We start from the raw sequence: 17,932 nt of genomic DNA, 5'->3' as shown, positions 1-17,932 counted from the left end.
AAATGGCTAAGGTCACAACTATTATTGACATTGGGTCAAACTCAATGCGGATGGTTGTATTAGAAAAAAGTAGTCGTTTTGCTTTTAATCTTATAAATGAAACAAAAAGTCGTGTAAAAATTTCTGAAGGTTGTTATGAAAATGATGGTAACCTTCAAGAAGCTCCAATGCAAAGAGCATTTAACTCTTTGCAATCTTTTTTAAATATCTCAAAAGCTTTAAAATCTAGAAAAATAATTTGTGTTGCAACTTCAGCTTTAAGAGATGCTCCAAATGCAAAAGAATTTTTATCAAAAGTTAAAAATGAACTAGGTTTAAATATAAAAGTTATTGATGGATCAAAAGAGGCTTATTATGGTGGTGTTGCTGCTCAAAACTTAATAGACTGTGATAAGTTTATTACAGTTGATATTGGTGGTGGTTCTACAGAATTTGCTTTTATTAATAATCGAAAAATTGAAAAATGTATATCTTTAGATGTAGGTACTGTACGATTAAATGAGCTTTTCTTTAGTAAAGGTGATATTGAAGGTGCAAAAAATTATATTTTAGAGAAGTTAAAACAAGTTACATCATGTGGTTTTGATGTCCCTACAACAATAGTTGGTATTGGTGGTAGTATCAGAGCACTTAGTAAAATAATTATGAATAAAAATGATTATCCTTTAGATATACTTCATGGATATACTTATCCTGTCTCTATAAATAAGTATATTATTGAATCAATTATAAATGCAAAAAATAATACAACTTTAAAACATATTGGTGTAAAAAAAGATAGGTTTGACACTATTAAAGAAGGAACATTTATCTTTAATACAATTCTTGAAGAGTTAAATACCTCAAGAGTTATAACTTCTGGTGCAGGGGTTAGAGAAGGTGTTTATCTTACAGATTTACTTAGAAGTTCAAATTGTAAGTTTCCAAGTAATTTTAATGTAAGTGTTAGAAGTTTATTAGATAGATTTCAAATAGATTCTAAGCAAAGTTCATATTTTGGAAAAAATGCTTCTGATATATTTGAAGTTTTAAAACCATTACATCAATTAGATGATAAATACAGAGTATTATTAGTTGTTGCTTCTAAGTTACATTCTATTGGTACAACTCTTAACTTTTATAAGTCAAATGATAATACTTTTGATTTTATATTAAGTGGTTTGAATTATGATTTTTTACATTCATCAAGAGTTACAATTGCACATATAATTAAATTTTCAAAAAAATCACTTCCTATGAAAAGAGATTTAGATAGATATAATGAATTATTGCCATGTTTTGAAACTATGCAATGGCTTTCATTTATGATATCTTTAAATTTAACTATAAATCAAGATTTTTCAAATCCAAAAGTAAAATATAAACTAAAAGAGAATAAATTAAAAGTTTGTCTTCAAAAAAGTATATATTTAGTTGAGAGTGAAGTTGATAAATTACAAACTCCAAAAGGAGTTAAGGTAAAAGTAGTTTCATGAAAATAGCCATTGTTAAACTTTCTGCTATGGGTGATATTATCCATGCAATGGTTGCTTTACAATTTATTAAAAAGAAAATCCCTAATATTCAAATTGACTGGTTTGTGGAAGAAGCTTTTTCAAAAGTTTTAGAATATAATCCACATATTGATAATATATATAAATTAAATTTAAAATCAATAAAAAAAGATAAAAAGAACTTATTTTCACAAGTTTCTATGTTAAAAGAGTATTCAAAAAATGATTATGATTTTGTAATAGATGCCCAAGGTTTAATTAAATCTGCTATTGTTTCAAAATATTTAGGAAAGAATAGAATAGGTTTTGATAAAAAATCAACTAGAGAAGGAACAGCTTCTTTTTTTTATACCAAAAAAATAAATTCTGCATACGATAAAAATGTAATTGATAGAAATATTGATATTTTATGTAAATCTTTAGATATTCAAGTTTCAGAAAAAGATTTAATAAATAAAGAACCTTTTTTATTTTTTGAAGATGAACCTAGAGAAATATATCCTTATTTAAGAAGTCAAAAACGGAATGTTTTATTTATAGTTGGTGCTAGTTGGTCTTCAAAAATGTATTCTAAAGAGAATTTTGCTAAAATAATAAATTATCTAAGTGAAAATTGTTTAATCGCATGGGGTAATGATGAAGAAAAAGAGATAGCAGATGAAATAGCTTTAAATTCTTCGGCAATAGTGCTCCCTAAACTAGATTTAAATAATTTAAAAGCAGTAATAAAAAATTGTGATTTAGTTATTGGAAATGATACTGGTCCTACACATATGGCTTGGGCTTTAAATATTCCTTCAATTACAATTTTTGGTTGTACACCAGGTAATAGAAATACTTATTTAACAAATGTTAATAAAATTATTGAATCAGATTCTGTGGTTAATCCCTTAAAGTTAAATAAAGATGATTATTCAATAAAAGATATTGAAGTAAAGGAAATTGTTAATTTGGCAGAAGGAATATTATATGAAGGCAACTGCTAAGGATTATTTCACATATTTCTTATATATCTTATTTAAATTAATTTTTCAGGTTACACCAAATTTTATTTTAAAAAAAATTCTTTTACTTATTGCAAAGTTAGTATATAAATTTAGTAAAAAACATAAACATATTGCGAAAGTAAATTTAGATTTAGCTTTTGAAAATAAAATCTCTATTGAAGAAAAAAATAGCATAATTCAAGAATCTTATAAATCATTACTTTTTAATATGTACGAATTTATTGAAAATCAATCTATCTCAAAAGAAAAACTTTTATCAAAAGCAAATATTGAAAATGAAGAAGTGATTTTAAATGCAATAAAAGAGAATAGAAAGATAATATTCGTAACGGCACATTATGGTGGATGGGAATTAGCAATTCCTTATATTGCGTTAAAATATGGTACTTTAGCTGTAGTAAATAGAAAGATGAATAATCCTTTAATCAATGATATGTATATAAAAGCTAGAGATAGAAATAATATAATTATGTTAGAAAAAAAAGTTGCGGCTAAAGGAATGATAAAAGCATTTAAAAAAAATCATTTTGTAGCAGTTGCAATTGACCAGCATATTAGAGATGGTATTGAAATAGAATTTTTCAATAAAAAAATTTTAGCTACTGATTCTACTGCTAGATTAGCTTTAAAATTTGATGCTGTAATAATACCTTTATTTGCAATTATGAATGATTTTAGAAACTATACAATTAAAGTTCATGATATAATAGATTCTAGAAGTATTGAGTTTAAGACAGATAACAAAGAAAAAGAATTAACTCAAATACAAGCAGATGTTATTGAAGAACAGATTTTAGAAACTCCTAGTCAATGGTTTTGGCAACATAAAAGATGGAAAGAATATTATAAAGATTTGTATAAAAGAAAGTAGAAAATGAATAATAAACCAAAATATCACCTTTTTAAAAATACTAAATATGCATTTGATGGATTAAAGCATGCTTTTAAGACAGAGAGTTCATTTAGATTAGAATTATTATCTGCAGTTTTTATTATTATAGGGATTATATTAATAGATGTAACTTTAGTATATAAATTAATTTTACTAGTTACTGGAATATTAGTATTAATTGTAGAACTTTTAAATTCAGCTATTGAAAATGTGGTTGATCTTGTTACTACAGAACATGCTCCTTTAGCAAAAACAGCAAAAGATATTGGGGCAACTGCAGTAATGTTTAGTATTATTTTGCATATATCTATTTGGATAATAGTTATTATATGGGCATAGATAAAAATTTTGAACAACTGGTTCTGAGATTATATACAGAAGAAGATAAAGAGATTTTTTCTTTTGAATATGAATCTAAAAAATACTGGTTAAAAAAAGCAAGAGCTACAAAATCATTTTTTTCTCATAAACTATTTTATAAAATATTTCCAATTGAAGTTCTTTTACCAGTAGAAGAGAAAAGTAATAATGAAAGTATTAAATTTGAAACAACAAAAATTAAAAGTTTAAAAGATAAAGGCGTTAATACTCCTAATATCTCTTATCAAAATGATAATTTTTTTGTTTTGGAAGATTGTGGGAAAACTGCAAATTCAAATATCAGAAAAAAAGATATATCTAAAAATACGATGTATTATTTTATAGATAAACTTTTATTAGAAATATCAAAAATACATAATTTAAATGAATTTCATGGTGGTGCACAAGCTAGAAACTTTACTTATAAAGATGAAAAAATATTTGTAATTGATTTAGAAGATAGTTTTGATAAAAGTATTGAATTAAAAGTTTTACAGTTAAGAGATTTAATTTTATTTTTATTGTCTCTTACAAAGACAAGAGCTAGTTTTGATGTTGATTATGAATATGTTATAAATAAGTATATTGAACTATGTCCTATGAATAGGGATTTTAAAATTAAATTAAAAGAGTTATCTCAAAAAATTTCTTTTTTAATTACTATTAGTCAAATTTCATTTGTTAATAAGATTATTGGAAGAGATGGACAAGGGTTTTTTAAACTTTTCCTTATATTGAAAAATTTGAAAGGTTAATGGTTTATGAACAAAACTATAATGTCAAAGACATTAAATATTTTTAAAAAACTTATTTTAGCACATATAATCTTTTTAGTAATAATGTCTTTTTTTCGAGTAGTTTTTTTTAATTATTATTCTCCTTTTGATGATCTATCAGCTCATTATAATGATCTTTTAAAGGCATTCTTCCTTGGTTTTAGAATTGATCTTACTGTAATTGGATATATACAAGCGTTAGCAACTATTTCTTTAATAACATTATATTATTTAAAGAAAGAAAGTTTTTTTGATTTTGCTAATAAATTTTTTGTTTATTATCTTTTTATAACTTATACAATTGTTAGCTTCTTTTTATGTGCTGATTTTGGTTTTTATTCATATTTTAAAGATCATATAAATATTTTATTTTTTGGTTTTTTTGATGATGATACAAAAGCTTTGTTAACAACTTTTTGGCAAAACTATAATGTAGTATTAATTTTATTATTGTTTTTTATTTATCTTTTATTTTTATTTTTTATAATAAAAAAAATATTTGAGATAAAAGAGAAAGAAATTTCTGTATTTAATTTCTTTAGGTTTTCAGCTATTTTATTTTTTGTAATATTTTTATTGAATTTTTTGGCTATAAGGGGTACATTTGGAATGTATCCATTAGGGAAGATGATTCCAAATATATCAGAGAATGAGTTTATAAATAAAGTTTCTCATAATGGTTTTAGGGCATTTACAAATGCATTAAGTGCAAGAGAAAAATATTTGAGAAAAAAATATGATTTATTAAAAACAACGGGTTTTAAAAAGAATATTGAAAAAGCTTTTGAAATATATAAAGGTTCTAAAGATATAAATAGGAATGATTTATTAAAGAATATTACATATAATACAAAAAAAGTAGATGACAAAGATTATAATGTTGTCATAATAATGGTAGAAAGTTTTGGTATGCCAATTTTAAAATATCAAAGTGAAAAGTTTGATATTTTAGGAAGTTTAAAGAAACATTTTGAAGAAGATGTACTTTTAACTAATTTTATTTCATCTGGAGATGGAACAATTTCTAGTTTGCAAGCTTTATTACTTAATATTCCTCACAGACCAGGTTCTTTTGCTTTTTCTCAATCTATTTATAAGCAAACTAACTTTAGTTATAGCCCTGGATTTCTTTTTAATAAAAATGATTATGAAACTAGTTTTATCTATGGTGGTGATCTAAGCTGGAGAGATTTGGGTAATTTTATTAAATATCAAGGTTATCAAAATGTTGAGGGAAAAATAAATATTTATAATGATATTGAAAAGAAAGAAAAAGAGAAAGGTGAATATTTTCATCCTTGGGGAATTTTTGATGAATATTTATATTCTTATATTTTAAAAAAACTTGATAAATCAAATAGAAAACAATTTTTAGTAGCTTTAAGTACAAATAATCATCCTCCGTATAATATTCCAAGTGATTATAAAACAAATAGTTTAATATTTAATGATGAACTAAAAAAACATATTACAGGAGACTTAGATTTGGCAAAACAAAGGATTGCTTCTTATTCATATGCTGTAGATCAAGTTGGAATTTTTTTAGATAATTTTAAAAAGTCAAAGTTTAAAGATAATACAATTGTTATTGTAACTGCTGATAATAATACGATAGATGGTATTATGAAATATAATGATAATGAACTTTTAAATAGTAAGAATATTCCTTTATACTTTTATTTGCCTGATACCTTACGAAAAAAACTTTCTATAAATAGTAAGGTTTCTGGTTCTCATAAGGATATTTTTCCTACATTATATAATTTAACTTTAAAAGATCAAGAACATATATCTATAGGTATGGATTTATTTGATAAAAATAGAAATCATTATGGATTTAATGGTTCAAAAATAGTTTCAAAGGATAATATAATCAAAAAATATAGTGACCTAAAAAATGGAACTGTAGATCAAATGCTAAATTATTATAGAGCTAATTTAGCAATTTCTGAATATCTTGTACGAAGTGAATATAAAAAAGGTAAAAAATGAGAATAGCTGTTGTAGTAAGAAGTTTAAAGTTTGGAGGGATGGAAAGAGCTGCATGTAATCAAGCTGATGCTTTCTTGCAAGCAGGACATAAAGTTGATTTAATTTATTTTAATGATAAAAATAAAGCGATTGCTCCTAGGGAAACAGGAGTTAACATTCACCATTTTGATATTAATAAAATCTTTAAGAAAAGTATAAAAGGCTTTTTGTGGGATATATTCTCAAGGTTTGTAAACCTTATAGTAAGAAGAACTTATCCCGTAATAAAAGGATACTATTTAAGTGATGTTTTTGAAGAAGAATTAAAAAAATTAGAAGCTCAAGAACCTTATGACTTAATTCTAATTAGGGGACAAGGAACTTTTGAACAAATTTGGAAGTTTAAAGATTCAAGAAGTGCTAGGATATGTGTAAATGTATCTTTAAATACAATTACTACTATGAAAACTAAATTTGTAAGTAGATGTCTTTTTGAAAATGCACATGTTAATTGTATTGCTGATGGAACAAAAAACTTTTATGTTGATAAGTTTAGAAGAGAAGATATTTCTCCTAAAACACTAATATCAATTAAAAATCCTTTTTATCAAGATAAAGTTCTTGAGTTGGCTAATTCAGATAAAGAATTATTACCTAAAGAACCTTATATTCTTGGATTAGGGAGACTTGTAAAAGCAAAAAACTTTGGTTTATTAATTGAAAGTTATAAAATAATGAAAGATAAATATAATATCAACTATAAATTAATGCTTGTTGGTGAGGGCTCTGAAAAAGAATATTTAAAAGAATTAGCTAAGAAATTAAATATTGAAGATGACGTAGTTTTTGTCGGATATCAAAAAAACCCATATGTATGGATGGCTAATTCAGAGGCAATTGTTTTAACTTCTAAGTTTGAAGGTTTGTGTAATGTATTAATTGAAGCAATGTGTTGTAAAACTAGAATTATAATTAACGAGTGTCCGGGTGGAATGAGAGAGTTAATGATTGGAAAGTTAGAACAGAACATTGCAAAGGCCAAAAAAGAGAATATTGCAAAAAAAGTTGTAGAGTCTTTATCAAAAGATAAAGAGTACTACCATGATGATTATACAAAACTATTAGATTCTTTAAATCCAAATACTATAGTTAATACATGGTTAAATAAATATGTCAAATAAAGTTTAAGTATGGAAAATTTATTTATTATTACTACTCCATTTCAATTATTAGGTTCATTTGAAGCAATTAGTAAGTTTGAATTAAAAAATAATACTTTAATTGTTTTAGATAATAATTTAACAAATAATATGAATCAACTAAGCAGATTGATAGAACAAAATAAACATTTATATTCTAATATTATTCGTTTTGGTGGAGATAAGAAAAGTAAATTTTTTAAAAATGTAAAGTTAATAAAAAAATTTCAGAAGAAAAGTTTTAAGAATGTTTTTATTGGTGATTTAGGATCTATTCAAAAGATATTTATATCTAATATGAAATCTGAAAAGCTTTTTTTATTAGATGATGGTGGAAAGACAATTTTAATTCATAATGAAATTAAAGAAGGTAAAAATCTTTTTAAAGATGGAATTAGACAACTGAGATTTAAGCTTTTGGGTATAAAAACTTCAACAACTAAGATAATTAACTTTTTCACATTTTTTAATTTAGAAACGATTAATGATATCGATATTATTAATCATGATTTTGAATATTTTAAAAAGATAAATAATTTAATAAATAAAGAAATAGAAGATAAAATATATGTTTTAGGACAACCTTTGGTTGAGAATAGAAGAGTTTCTGATGATACTTATATAGACTATTTAAATAAGGTTATAAGTAAGTTTCCTAAGTGTGAAGTTTACTATTTAATGCATAGAAGAGAAGAAAAAGAAAGACTTCTTTCATATACTTTGAATAGAAAAATAAATATAATTGAAAGTAAACAACCTGGAGAATTTTATTTTGCTGAGTTAGATTTTAAGCCTAAAGCTATTATCGGAATTAATACAACATTATTATTTTCTTTAAAAAGAATATTTAACGATTTAGAAGTTTTGTCTTTTAGAATTAATAAAAAAGAAATATTAAAAAGTTTTAACTGGTTTGAAGATGCTTATAAATATTTTAAAGAAAACAATATAAAAATAATTGAATAAAAGAAAGAGTAAATTTTGAAAATTACTGCAAATATAATTACATTAAATGAAGAAAAGAATATTGAAGCTGTTATTAAATCTGTACAAACAGTGTGTGATGAAGTATTAGTTGTAGATTCATTAAGCTCGGATAAAACATGTGAAATAGCTGAGTCTCTAGGTGCAAAAGTAATTAAGCAAAAATATTTAGGTGATGGTCCTCAAAAAGCTTTTGGTGAGCCTATTGCAGAACATGACTGGATTTTAAGTATTGATGCAGATGAGAGACTTGATACGAATGCAATAAATGCAATTAAGAAATTAGATTTAGAAAAAACTGAATATGATGGTTTTTCTTTTGCTAGAAAAACATATGTTGGCGATAATTTTATAAAGCTTTGGTATCCAGATAGAGTAACAAGATTGTACAATAGGAAAAAATGTGCTTATTCTAAACAAAAAGGACATGCAAAAGTTGAAGCTAAAAATATATGTGATTTAGAAGCTGATATGCTTCATTATTCTTATGAAGATTATGTTCATATGATAAGAGTAACTGAAAAGTTTATAAAAAGAGGCGCTCAAATTTCTTATGATGCAGGTAAAAGAGCAAATGCTTTTGATCCATTTATTCATGGAGTAGGGGCTTTATTTAAAGCTTTAGTTTTAAAAGGTGGAGCATTTCATGGTATTCATGGTTGGAATGTTGCTGTTATCTCAGCTTTTAGTTCTTATATGAAATATGCTTTGATGTTAGAAATGCAAAAAGATGATAAATAAAAATATTCTTGAAGTTTGTTTATCTCCTGATTTAGGAGGTTTAGAACTTTATATGTGTAAATGTTCAGAACGACTGTCTGAAGATTTTAATGTTATCTCAGTTATTGGAAATAACAGTAAACTAGAGGATTATTATAAAAATACTCAAAGTCAATATTATAGTTTAAAAAGGAAGAGTAGTTTTTCTTTAATAAATGCAATAAAACTATCTAAAATAATTGACTCTAATAATATTGATATAATTCACTTACATTGGACAAAAGATTTACCAATTGTTGTATTAGCTAAGGTTTTTTCAAAAAGAAAACCAAAAGTTGTACAATCAAGGCATATGACTATGACAAGATTTAAAGATGATTTTTACCATAAGTTCTTATATAAAAATATTGATTTAATGATTGCCGTGACAAAAGAACTAGAAAGACAATTAATAAAATTTATACCAGATGATATAAGACCAAAAATAAAACAGGTTTATTTAGGGGCTCAGTGTTCTTCTCTCTATTCTGATGAAGATATTAATTCTTTTAAAAACTCAATAGATTCTAAAGAAAGTTTTGTAGTTGGATTAATTGGAAGAATTAATGAATTTAAAGGACAGTATCTTTTAATTGAAGCAATGAATAAATTAAAAGAAAAAGATTTAAATATTAAAGCTTTTTTTGTAGGTCATCCAATGAAAGAAGAGTATTTAGTAGAATTAAAAGAAAAAGTAAAATCGTATAGTTTAAATGAAGATGTAAAATTTTTAGGTTTTACAAATGAACCTCATAAGTTTATGCAGACGTGTGATGTTGTTATTATGGCATCGAAGAATGAAACCTTTGGATTAGTTACTATTGAAGCTATGCAAATGGGAACAGTTGTAATTGGTGCAAACGCAGGGGGTGTTTTAGAAATAATAGATGACAATGAAAATGGATTACTTTTTGAATCACAAAACTCTACAGATTTAGCAGATAAAATTGAAAAACTTTATTTTGATAATACTTTAAAAGAAAAATTAGCAAAGAATGGACAAAAGAAAGCAAATGAATCATTTAATAATGATGTTCAATTTGATAAAATAATAAATATATTTAAGAGTTTTTAGTTATTATTATTAGATATATAAGGTATTAAAAGTAAAGAATAGGGGATGAAATTGAATATAAGAATTTTAGATTGTACTTTAAGAGATGGTGGATATATCAATAATTGGAATTTTGAAAATCTACATATAAAAAAAATAATAGACTCTTTAGAAGAATCAAACGTTGATATAATTGAGTGTGGTTATTTAGATGAACAAAAAGGTAAAGATAAAAATTCTTCATTATTTGATAGTATAAATACAGTTGATAGTTTATTGTCAAATACTAATACTCATTCAAAAAAAGTTCTTATGATTAACTTCTCTGATTATTCTATAGATAAATTACCTAAAAAAAATAGTAATTTTATAACTGGAATAAGACTAGCCTTTCATAAAAAAGATTTAACTGAAGCACTAAAACTAGGGAAAGAAATAATTGATAATGGTTATGAATTATATTTTCAACCAATGATTACAAAAAATTATAATGATTTAGATTTCTTAGTAATGCTTAAAGAAGTAAACATATTAAATCCATATGCTTTTTATATAGTAGATAGTTTTGGTTCTATGTCTTTAAAGGAATTTACTAGATATGTAAACCTAACTGATAATAATTTAAATGAAAAGATTTCTCTAGGATATCATTCTCATAATAATATGCAACTTGCTTTCTCCAATGCTATTAGCTTGTGTATGTCAAGTTTAAATAGAGATGTTATAATTGATTCAAGTATTTATGGAATAGGTAGAGGTGCGGGAAATTTAAATACTGAACTTATCTTCGATTTCATGAATAAAACTTTTAATAGAGATTATAAAACTTTACCTTTATTAGAAGTAATAGATGATTTTTTAAACTCGCTTATGCATAAAAATTCATGGGGTTTCTCTCCTGCCCAATTTTTATCTGCATCTTTTAATTGTCACCCAAATTATTCAAAATATTTAATTAATAAAAATACAAAACATATAGCAGAGATAAATCAAATTTTAAGTCAAATACCTGAACATAAAAAATCAAATTTTGAACAAGAATATATAGAAGAACTTTATTTAAATACAATTGTAAATAATTCATCAAAGTTAGAACAAAAAGATTTAGAATTTGATAAATCAAAAAAAATTCTTTTAATTGCATCTGGTACTAGTGTAAAAGAGTATTCTTCTATTATAGAAGAGAAGGTTAAAAGTAATGATTATTTAACTGTCAGTTTAAATCATAAATCAGATTTTGATACAGATTTTTATTTTTTTACAAATCAGAAACGTTTAGATGAGTTCAAAAATAAAATTGATTTAGAAAAAACAATTATTTCCAACAATTTAAATATAACTAGTGATATTGTACCTTTTATTTTAGATATAAATTTAATAGCAAAACTTGAAGGAAAAGTTTTTACAAATGTGGCACTTATTGCAATAAATAGCTTTTTCCAAAAGGGTATCTCTGAAATAGAAATTGCTGGATTAGATGGATATAGTATAAATTCTGAAAATTATAATTATAATGAAACTACTCAAATATTAGATAAGCAAGCATTAGAGAATGAAAATGAAATTTTATTAGATGGACTTAAATCTTTAAATGAAAAAATTTCAATTCAATTAATAACACCTTCTATATTCAAAAGTCATTTTAAATTGAACATAATAGGTGTTATTCCTGCAAGATTTAAATCAAGTCGATATGAAGGAAAACCACTTGCTTTAATAAATGGCATTCCTATGATAAAAAGAACATATGAACAAGCTAAAAAATCAAAACTTTTAGATGAATTAATTGTTGCTACCGAGCATGAAAAGATTAAAAATTATTGTGAGAGTGAAAATATTCCAGTAATTATGACAAGTGATAATTGTTTAACCGGAACAGACCGTATTGCTGAAGTTACAAAAGAAAAGCATTTTGATTTATATGTGAATATACAAGGTGATGAACCTGTAATTGATCCTTTGAGTATAGATGAAGTTGTAAGTGAGTATAAAAAATATAAAGATGAATATGTAGCATATAATTTATATAAAGTTATTGATGATGAATCAGAGGTAAATGCAGATACAATTATTAAAACAATTGTAAATGAAAAAGATGAACTAATGTATATGTCAAGACTGGGCGTTCCTTTTAATAAATCAGACAAGAAGGTTAATCATAAGAAACAAGTATGTGTATATGGATTTACTAAAAAAGCACTGGATTTATTTTCTTCAAGAGATAAAACATTAAATGAACAATATGAAGATATTGAAATATTAAGATTTGTAGATATGGGTGAAAAAGTTAAAATGAAAGAGACAAGAGTTGATTCAATAGCAGTTGATATCCCGGATGATGTTAAGAAAGTTGAAAAGTTTTTAGAAGAAAATGGATTAATCTAATGATAAAAAATATAATTTTTGATTTTGATGGAGTTATACTTGATTCTATGCCAACAAGAGATTATGGTTTTAGAGAAATATTTAAAGAGTTTGATAATAATTTAGTAGAAAAATTAATTGATTATCACAATATAAATGGTGGATTATCAAGGTTTGTAAAAATTAGATATTTTTATGAAGAATTATTAAATAAGAATATTTCAGATAATGAAGTTCAATTACTAGCAAATAGTTTTTCAAAGATTATGAAAAATGAACTTATAAAAAAGAAATATTTAATTACTAATACTGTAGAATTCATAATTAATAATCACATTAAATATAATTTACATATTGCTTCAGGTTCTGAGCACAATGAGCTAAATTATTTATGTGAGAAATTGGAATTAAAAGATTTTTTTTTAACAATAAATGGATCACCTATTAAGAAAAACATTATTGTAGAGAATATAATTAATCATAATAACTATTTAAAAAATGAAACAATTTTAATTGGAGATAGCATTAATGATTATGAGGCAGCACAAGCTAATCAAATAAAATTTTATGGGTTTAATAATTTAGAGTTAAAAAGGTTAGACAGTTATATTAATGATTTTGGAGAAGTGGTTTTTGACTAAAAATATAAGTAAATTTATAAATTTTAAGAATTATATTTATTTTTATGTATTTCTTTTACCTTTTACTTATTTTGGTTCTCAATTAGGTATTGTTACGGGTATTTTAATTGTATGGTGGCTTTATGAGATAAAAAAAGATAGAAGTTATTTAATAAGATTAAAAGAGTTATTTAAATTTAAACCAACTTTATTTATGATTCTTTTTTTAATTTTTGTTTGTATAACTTATTTTTGGTCTGAAAATAAAAAAGAATTTTATAGTGTATTAAACTCTCATAAATATTTTTTCTTTATTATGCCTATTATTTTTTCTAGTTTAAATAAAGATAAAGCATTAATTGCTATAAAAATATTAGGACTTAGTTTTGGTATATATGGAGTATTTTCTTTTCTTATTTATTTAAATATTCTTTCTTGGGATGGTAGCTCTTCTTTTAATCCTAAATTTTTATTTAGGTATATGATTACTGGAATATATTTAGTTTTAGGAACTTTTCTTCTTTTTTATTTTAATTTAAAAAATCTTGGTAAGAAAAAAATTACTTACTTTTCTTTATCAATAATATGTCTAGTTGGTGTATTTACTAATGATGGTAGGTCTGCACAACTTTCATTGATTCTGACTTTAATACTATTCATTCTTTTCAATTTTTCTAAAATAAAATTAAATATAAAAAGAATAATAATTTTATCTGTCTTAATAGTATTACCACTTTCAATAATTATTTATAAAGATAATCTTTTAATTTATAAATACAAGAAATCTTATGAACAGTTAAAAAATTATGATTCTAAAAATAATTATATGTCTAGTACTGGAATCAGAATTAAAATGTATATAGAAGGAATTGATATTTTCTTAGAAAATAATATTTTAATAGGTGTTGGTGCTGGAGATTTTAAGAGAAAGTTTCATGAAAAGATAAAAAAAGATAATATTAAAGTTGGATGGATGTATAATACGATTCATAATATTTATGTTGAATATTTAATAAAATATGGACTTATTGGCTTTTCTTTATTTTTATTTTCTTTTATATTTTTATTTTCTTCTTTTAAAAAATCAGATTATTTAAATCTTTTTCTGCTAACGATTATTCCGATATTAATTGTTTTTATGTTTGATTCAATCTTAGTTTATAAACCATTTAATAATGTATTCATTATGATTTTCACTTTATTGTGTGTAATTGGAAATCATGAGCAGAAAAGAATTAAGATAGAATAGTTATCTTAACTTTTTTAGTTTTTTATTTATATATAAAGATATTAAGTTTCTAATAAATTTTACTGTTACATTTAATTTATTTATTTTTGTTAATTTTTTATTTTTTATTTTATTAAAATCAGTTATCTTTGTTAATGTTTCTTCAATTTCATTTCTCATAGGAATAAATATTTTTTTAATGTTTTTTATTTGGTTATCTAATAGATTTTTATTTTCTTCTTCAGATATAAATTTAATTAAATTCTTTTTGTTATCTGTATAAGAACAAAATCCATAGTATTCAAAGAATGATTGTAATTTATCCTTATTCCAAATAAGAAGTTTTTCATTTTTTTGACTATGCCTATGGAATTCAATAACAGGAGTATTTGTTACTGCACAGTCTTGTATCACAGAAGACCAAAAAGAGATAACTAGGTCTGAATAGGAACATAATTTATACGTATTTTGATTGCTAATTAAAACATTAGAAGATTTTTTTGAATCAGAAAAAGCTTTTTTATATATTTTCATTTTTTCCCTAGGGTGGGGTTTTATAATAAATAAAAAATTTGGAAAGATATCTGATATTTGCAATATACTATTTACCTGATAATTATAATCCTCTTCCATCATATATTGTTTATGTGGTGCTCTAGTTGTTACTAAAATAACTTTTTCAAATTCTTTTACTTTTTCTGTTATTGAGTTATCTTCACTTTTTTCATTTGTTAGTAAATAATCAATCCATTCTTTTTCATAATTTAAAGCACCTATAAAAAGAATTTTTTTACTATCGATATTATAATTATTGGTTGTAAAATATTTGTTTTCATAATCAATTTTGTTTCCTACTAAAAAAAAGTCAGGATTATAGATTTTGTTTTTTGAGTCCAATTTATAAATGGATTCTATGTTCTTTTCTTTATAAAGAATTGATTGTGCATGATGCATCAATATAGTTGTAGTATTTGGGAAAAAACTTCTAATTTGATTTAGTTCAAATACTGGACAGAAATCCGATGAAATAACAGTGATATTTTTATCCAAGAGTTTATATAATAAATTTAAAAAATCTAAATTACCAATTGATATAGTTCCAAACTCTTTTATGATTTTTTTATAGGTTGAATCTACTTTTAAATATTTATCTTTTGAAATAAAATGGAAATAAATATTTTTTATATCCATTTCTTTAAAAAGTTTTTTTATAATTGGTAGTGAAACATTAAGTTCCCCAACAGATTCTCGATATAAAAACACTAAAACTTTTTGATTCATTTTTGTTCTTTTTTATATTGATTAAAACTTTTTGATTCCCCTTCAAAAAGTAGTTTCTGAGATAGTTTTGTAAATGATAAAGCTCTATTTTTCATATTTTGATGTTTACCTTCACATACAGTCTTATCTCTTTGTTGTCCTTCTAATTTAAAGCACTCAAGGGCATTTGTTGAAATATTTATTTCTACAACATCATTTCCTTCTATCCATCCTAGAATACCATTTCTAAAATAATCTGTGTAAAAGTTTTTATTTGAAATTAAAGATTTACCAGTAAAGTTTTTCATTTCAGCTTCACTGTTTCCTATTGTTAAATCATAAATTGTTGGTGCAATATCTCTTTGTGATATAACTACATCTTTTAAATTTGGTTTTATTAATTTTTTAGAATAAATTGCAAAAGGAATCATATAATTTTCCATATTTCCTATGATTGTTCCATTACAATGGTCAGCAAATAGTACAAAAATTGTATTAGGATATTTAGATTCAATATTTTCTATAAACTCTCCTAATGCAGAATCTGCGTAACTTAGAGCATTTAATTTATTGTTAAATCCTTCTTCTTTTACAAAGCTTTGTTTCTTATAGTCTTTTGGAGTTATTATATCGTGAGTTGTTGCTCCATTTATTCCTAAAACAAATGGTTTTTTAATAGTATTATTATCTAATTTTTTTTCAACGAAGTTATATAAATCTGTATCTTGTATACCCCAATAGTTTTCTTCATAAATTCTTTCTTTTACATCTCTTTTCCCATAACTTAATCTAAAGCCTAAATTGTTTACTAAACTACCAGTTCCACTTGTATCTTTAGATGAACCTTGAAAAAATGCACTATCATATCCATTTTTAGTCAGTTCATAGATTATTGAATCATATTCATAATTTTGAAGTTGAGTTTTAGCAATAGTCTTTCCTAATGGATTTTGATATGAAGCTAATGTAGCAAAAATACCTTCTGTTGTTCTTCTACCATTTGCAATCATGAATCTTGTACGTAATGATTTTTCTAAAATTGAATCATAAACAGGAGTTGTATTTCCTTCAAATCCATAAGCACTCATAAACTTTGCACTCCAACCTTCTAAAAAGAAGAAAATTATATTAGGTTTAGTATTTATAGCTGGAAGTTTTTTATCTTCATTTGGCTCTTTATATATTTCTAATAATGAACTTTCTAATGTTTCCTTATCTATATCTTTAATTTTAACCATGGATACTTTTTTTCTTTTATTTACTATTGTATAAACAATATTATATATAGAATTTAAAGATACTGATGCTAGTTGTGAATTACCTATTTCATTTGATTGCCAAGGGTGTAAAGGGATATGTTGAAACATTCCTCTAATAAAGAAAATTGAAATTAAGATAATAAATAGTTTTTTTAATAAATAGTATTTGTTAAATTTAGTAACTTCAATATTTTTAAATAATGTATAGAAGATTAGAAAAACTATTATTGATAAAATTAATGCCAATGAAGTTATTAAAGTGTGTTGAGAAAATGCAGTTAAAAACAGACTTTTTGCATCACTAATAATATCAATTATTTCATATCCTACATGTCTACTTGATTCATCAAAATATAAAATATCACTTATTTGAGTTAAAAATATTGTTATAATACTAATTGCTCCAATAAAAGCAAAAGTTTTTTTATTGAAATCAAAAAGAGTTGTTATAAAGGCAAATATTGCACTTGCTGCAAAATCAAATTTAATACCCCAAAATATTGCGTAAGTTAATTCATTAAAAGAAAATTCTGAAAATTGATTTCCTAGATAAAAAATAAAGATAAATTTAGTTAGTAAAATTATAAAATAGGCACTGAAAAATACCAAAAAATAAGCTCTCATATCTCTCCTTAAAAGAAAAAATTATATCTAATAGCTATTTAATATAGTGTTAAGCTAGTTGATTTAATTATTTAGTACAAAT

15 protein-coding genes are annotated in these 17,932 nt (G+C 23.8%); 13 read left to right on the top strand and 2 right to left on the bottom strand.

The genetic code is table 11. The features are described 5' to 3' along the window. Positions 1 to 2: 2 nt before the first annotated feature. Genes BT997_RS13365 through BT997_RS13305 form a run of 13 tightly spaced genes read left to right on the top strand, consistent with a single transcriptional unit; the run spans position 3 to position 14,728 of the window. On the top strand, positions 3 to 1,475 hold the full coding sequence (locus BT997_RS13365; RefSeq protein WP_072682446.1) for a Ppx/GppA phosphatase family protein: 1,473 nt from the start codon (positions 3 to 5) through the stop codon (positions 1,473 to 1,475). Further along, positions 1,472 to 2,479, top strand: a complete 1,008-nt coding sequence (gene waaC, locus BT997_RS13360) for a lipopolysaccharide heptosyltransferase I (RefSeq protein ID WP_072682445.1) — start codon at positions 1,472 to 1,474, stop codon at positions 2,477 to 2,479. The genes BT997_RS13365 and waaC overlap by 4 nt, the downstream gene beginning before the upstream one ends. Further along, entirely contained in the window at positions 2,463 to 3,371 is a 909-nt protein-coding gene (locus BT997_RS13355) for a lipid A biosynthesis lauroyl acyltransferase (RefSeq protein WP_072682444.1), read from the top strand. The genes waaC and BT997_RS13355 overlap by 17 nt, the downstream gene beginning before the upstream one ends. Before the next feature lie 3 nt (positions 3,372 to 3,374). Further along, positions 3,375 to 3,731 (top strand): diacylglycerol kinase, encoded by a 357-nt coding sequence (locus BT997_RS13350; protein WP_072682443.1) that lies wholly within the window; start codon positions 3,375 to 3,377, stop codon positions 3,729 to 3,731. Further along, positions 3,722 to 4,507, top strand: coding sequence for a kinase (locus BT997_RS13345; protein ID WP_072682442.1), 786 nt, complete (start codon positions 3,722 to 3,724; stop codon positions 4,505 to 4,507). Before BT997_RS13350 ends, BT997_RS13345 begins: the two co-directional genes overlap by 10 nt. Before the next feature lie 6 nt (positions 4,508 to 4,513). Beyond that, complete coding sequence (locus BT997_RS13340; protein ID WP_072682441.1) at positions 4,514 to 6,520, top strand: LTA synthase family protein; 2,007 nt, start codon at positions 4,514 to 4,516, stop codon at positions 6,518 to 6,520. After that, positions 6,517 to 7,680, top strand: coding sequence for a glycosyltransferase (locus BT997_RS13335; RefSeq protein WP_072682440.1), 1,164 nt, complete (start codon positions 6,517 to 6,519; stop codon positions 7,678 to 7,680). Before BT997_RS13340 ends, BT997_RS13335 begins: the two co-directional genes overlap by 4 nt. Positions 7,681 to 7,689: 9 nt before the next feature. Further along, positions 7,690 to 8,664, top strand: a complete 975-nt coding sequence (locus tag BT997_RS13330) for a polysialyltransferase family glycosyltransferase (RefSeq protein ID WP_072682439.1) — start codon at positions 7,690 to 7,692, stop codon at positions 8,662 to 8,664. 15 nt (positions 8,665 to 8,679) lie between these two features. Continuing rightward, positions 8,680 to 9,423, top strand: a complete 744-nt coding sequence (locus BT997_RS13325; RefSeq protein WP_174247248.1) for a glycosyltransferase family 2 protein — start codon at positions 8,680 to 8,682, stop codon at positions 9,421 to 9,423. Next, a complete protein-coding gene (locus tag BT997_RS13320; RefSeq protein ID WP_072682437.1) occupies positions 9,413 to 10,516 on the top strand; it encodes a glycosyltransferase family 4 protein in 1,104 nt (367 codons plus the stop codon). The genes BT997_RS13325 and BT997_RS13320 overlap by 11 nt, the downstream gene beginning before the upstream one ends. Before the next feature lie 45 nt (positions 10,517 to 10,561). Then, positions 10,562 to 12,880 carry a 3-deoxy-manno-octulosonate cytidylyltransferase gene (gene kdsB / locus BT997_RS13315; protein ID WP_083568742.1) on the top strand — a complete coding sequence of 773 codons (2,319 nt, stop codon included), beginning with the start codon at positions 10,562 to 10,564 and terminating at the stop codon, positions 12,878 to 12,880. Then, complete coding sequence (locus BT997_RS13310; RefSeq protein ID WP_072682435.1) at positions 12,880 to 13,500, top strand: HAD family hydrolase; 621 nt, start codon at positions 12,880 to 12,882, stop codon at positions 13,498 to 13,500. Before kdsB ends, BT997_RS13310 begins: the two co-directional genes overlap by 1 nt. Next, on the top strand, positions 13,493 to 14,728 hold the full coding sequence (locus BT997_RS13305; RefSeq protein WP_072682434.1) for an O-antigen ligase: 1,236 nt from the start codon (positions 13,493 to 13,495) through the stop codon (positions 14,726 to 14,728). The genes BT997_RS13310 and BT997_RS13305 overlap by 8 nt, the downstream gene beginning before the upstream one ends. Here the strand turns inward: BT997_RS13305 and BT997_RS13300 are convergent, their stop codons facing one another. Then, a complete protein-coding gene (locus BT997_RS13300; RefSeq protein WP_072682433.1) occupies positions 14,729 to 15,988 on the bottom strand; it encodes a hypothetical protein in 1,260 nt (419 codons plus the stop codon). It abuts the gene before it with no gap. Continuing rightward, positions 15,985 to 17,850, bottom strand: a complete 1,866-nt coding sequence (locus tag BT997_RS13295; protein ID WP_072682432.1) for an LTA synthase family protein — start codon at positions 17,848 to 17,850, stop codon at positions 15,985 to 15,987. The genes BT997_RS13300 and BT997_RS13295 overlap by 4 nt, the downstream gene beginning before the upstream one ends. Positions 17,851 to 17,932: the final 82 nt, after the last annotated feature.

The sequence above is a fragment of the Arcobacter sp. LA11 genome (assembly GCF_001895145.1).
In the GTDB taxonomy this organism is placed as follows: domain Bacteria; phylum Campylobacterota; class Campylobacteria; order Campylobacterales; family Arcobacteraceae; genus Halarcobacter.
This window is presented reverse-complemented; position numbering and strand designations above follow the sequence as displayed.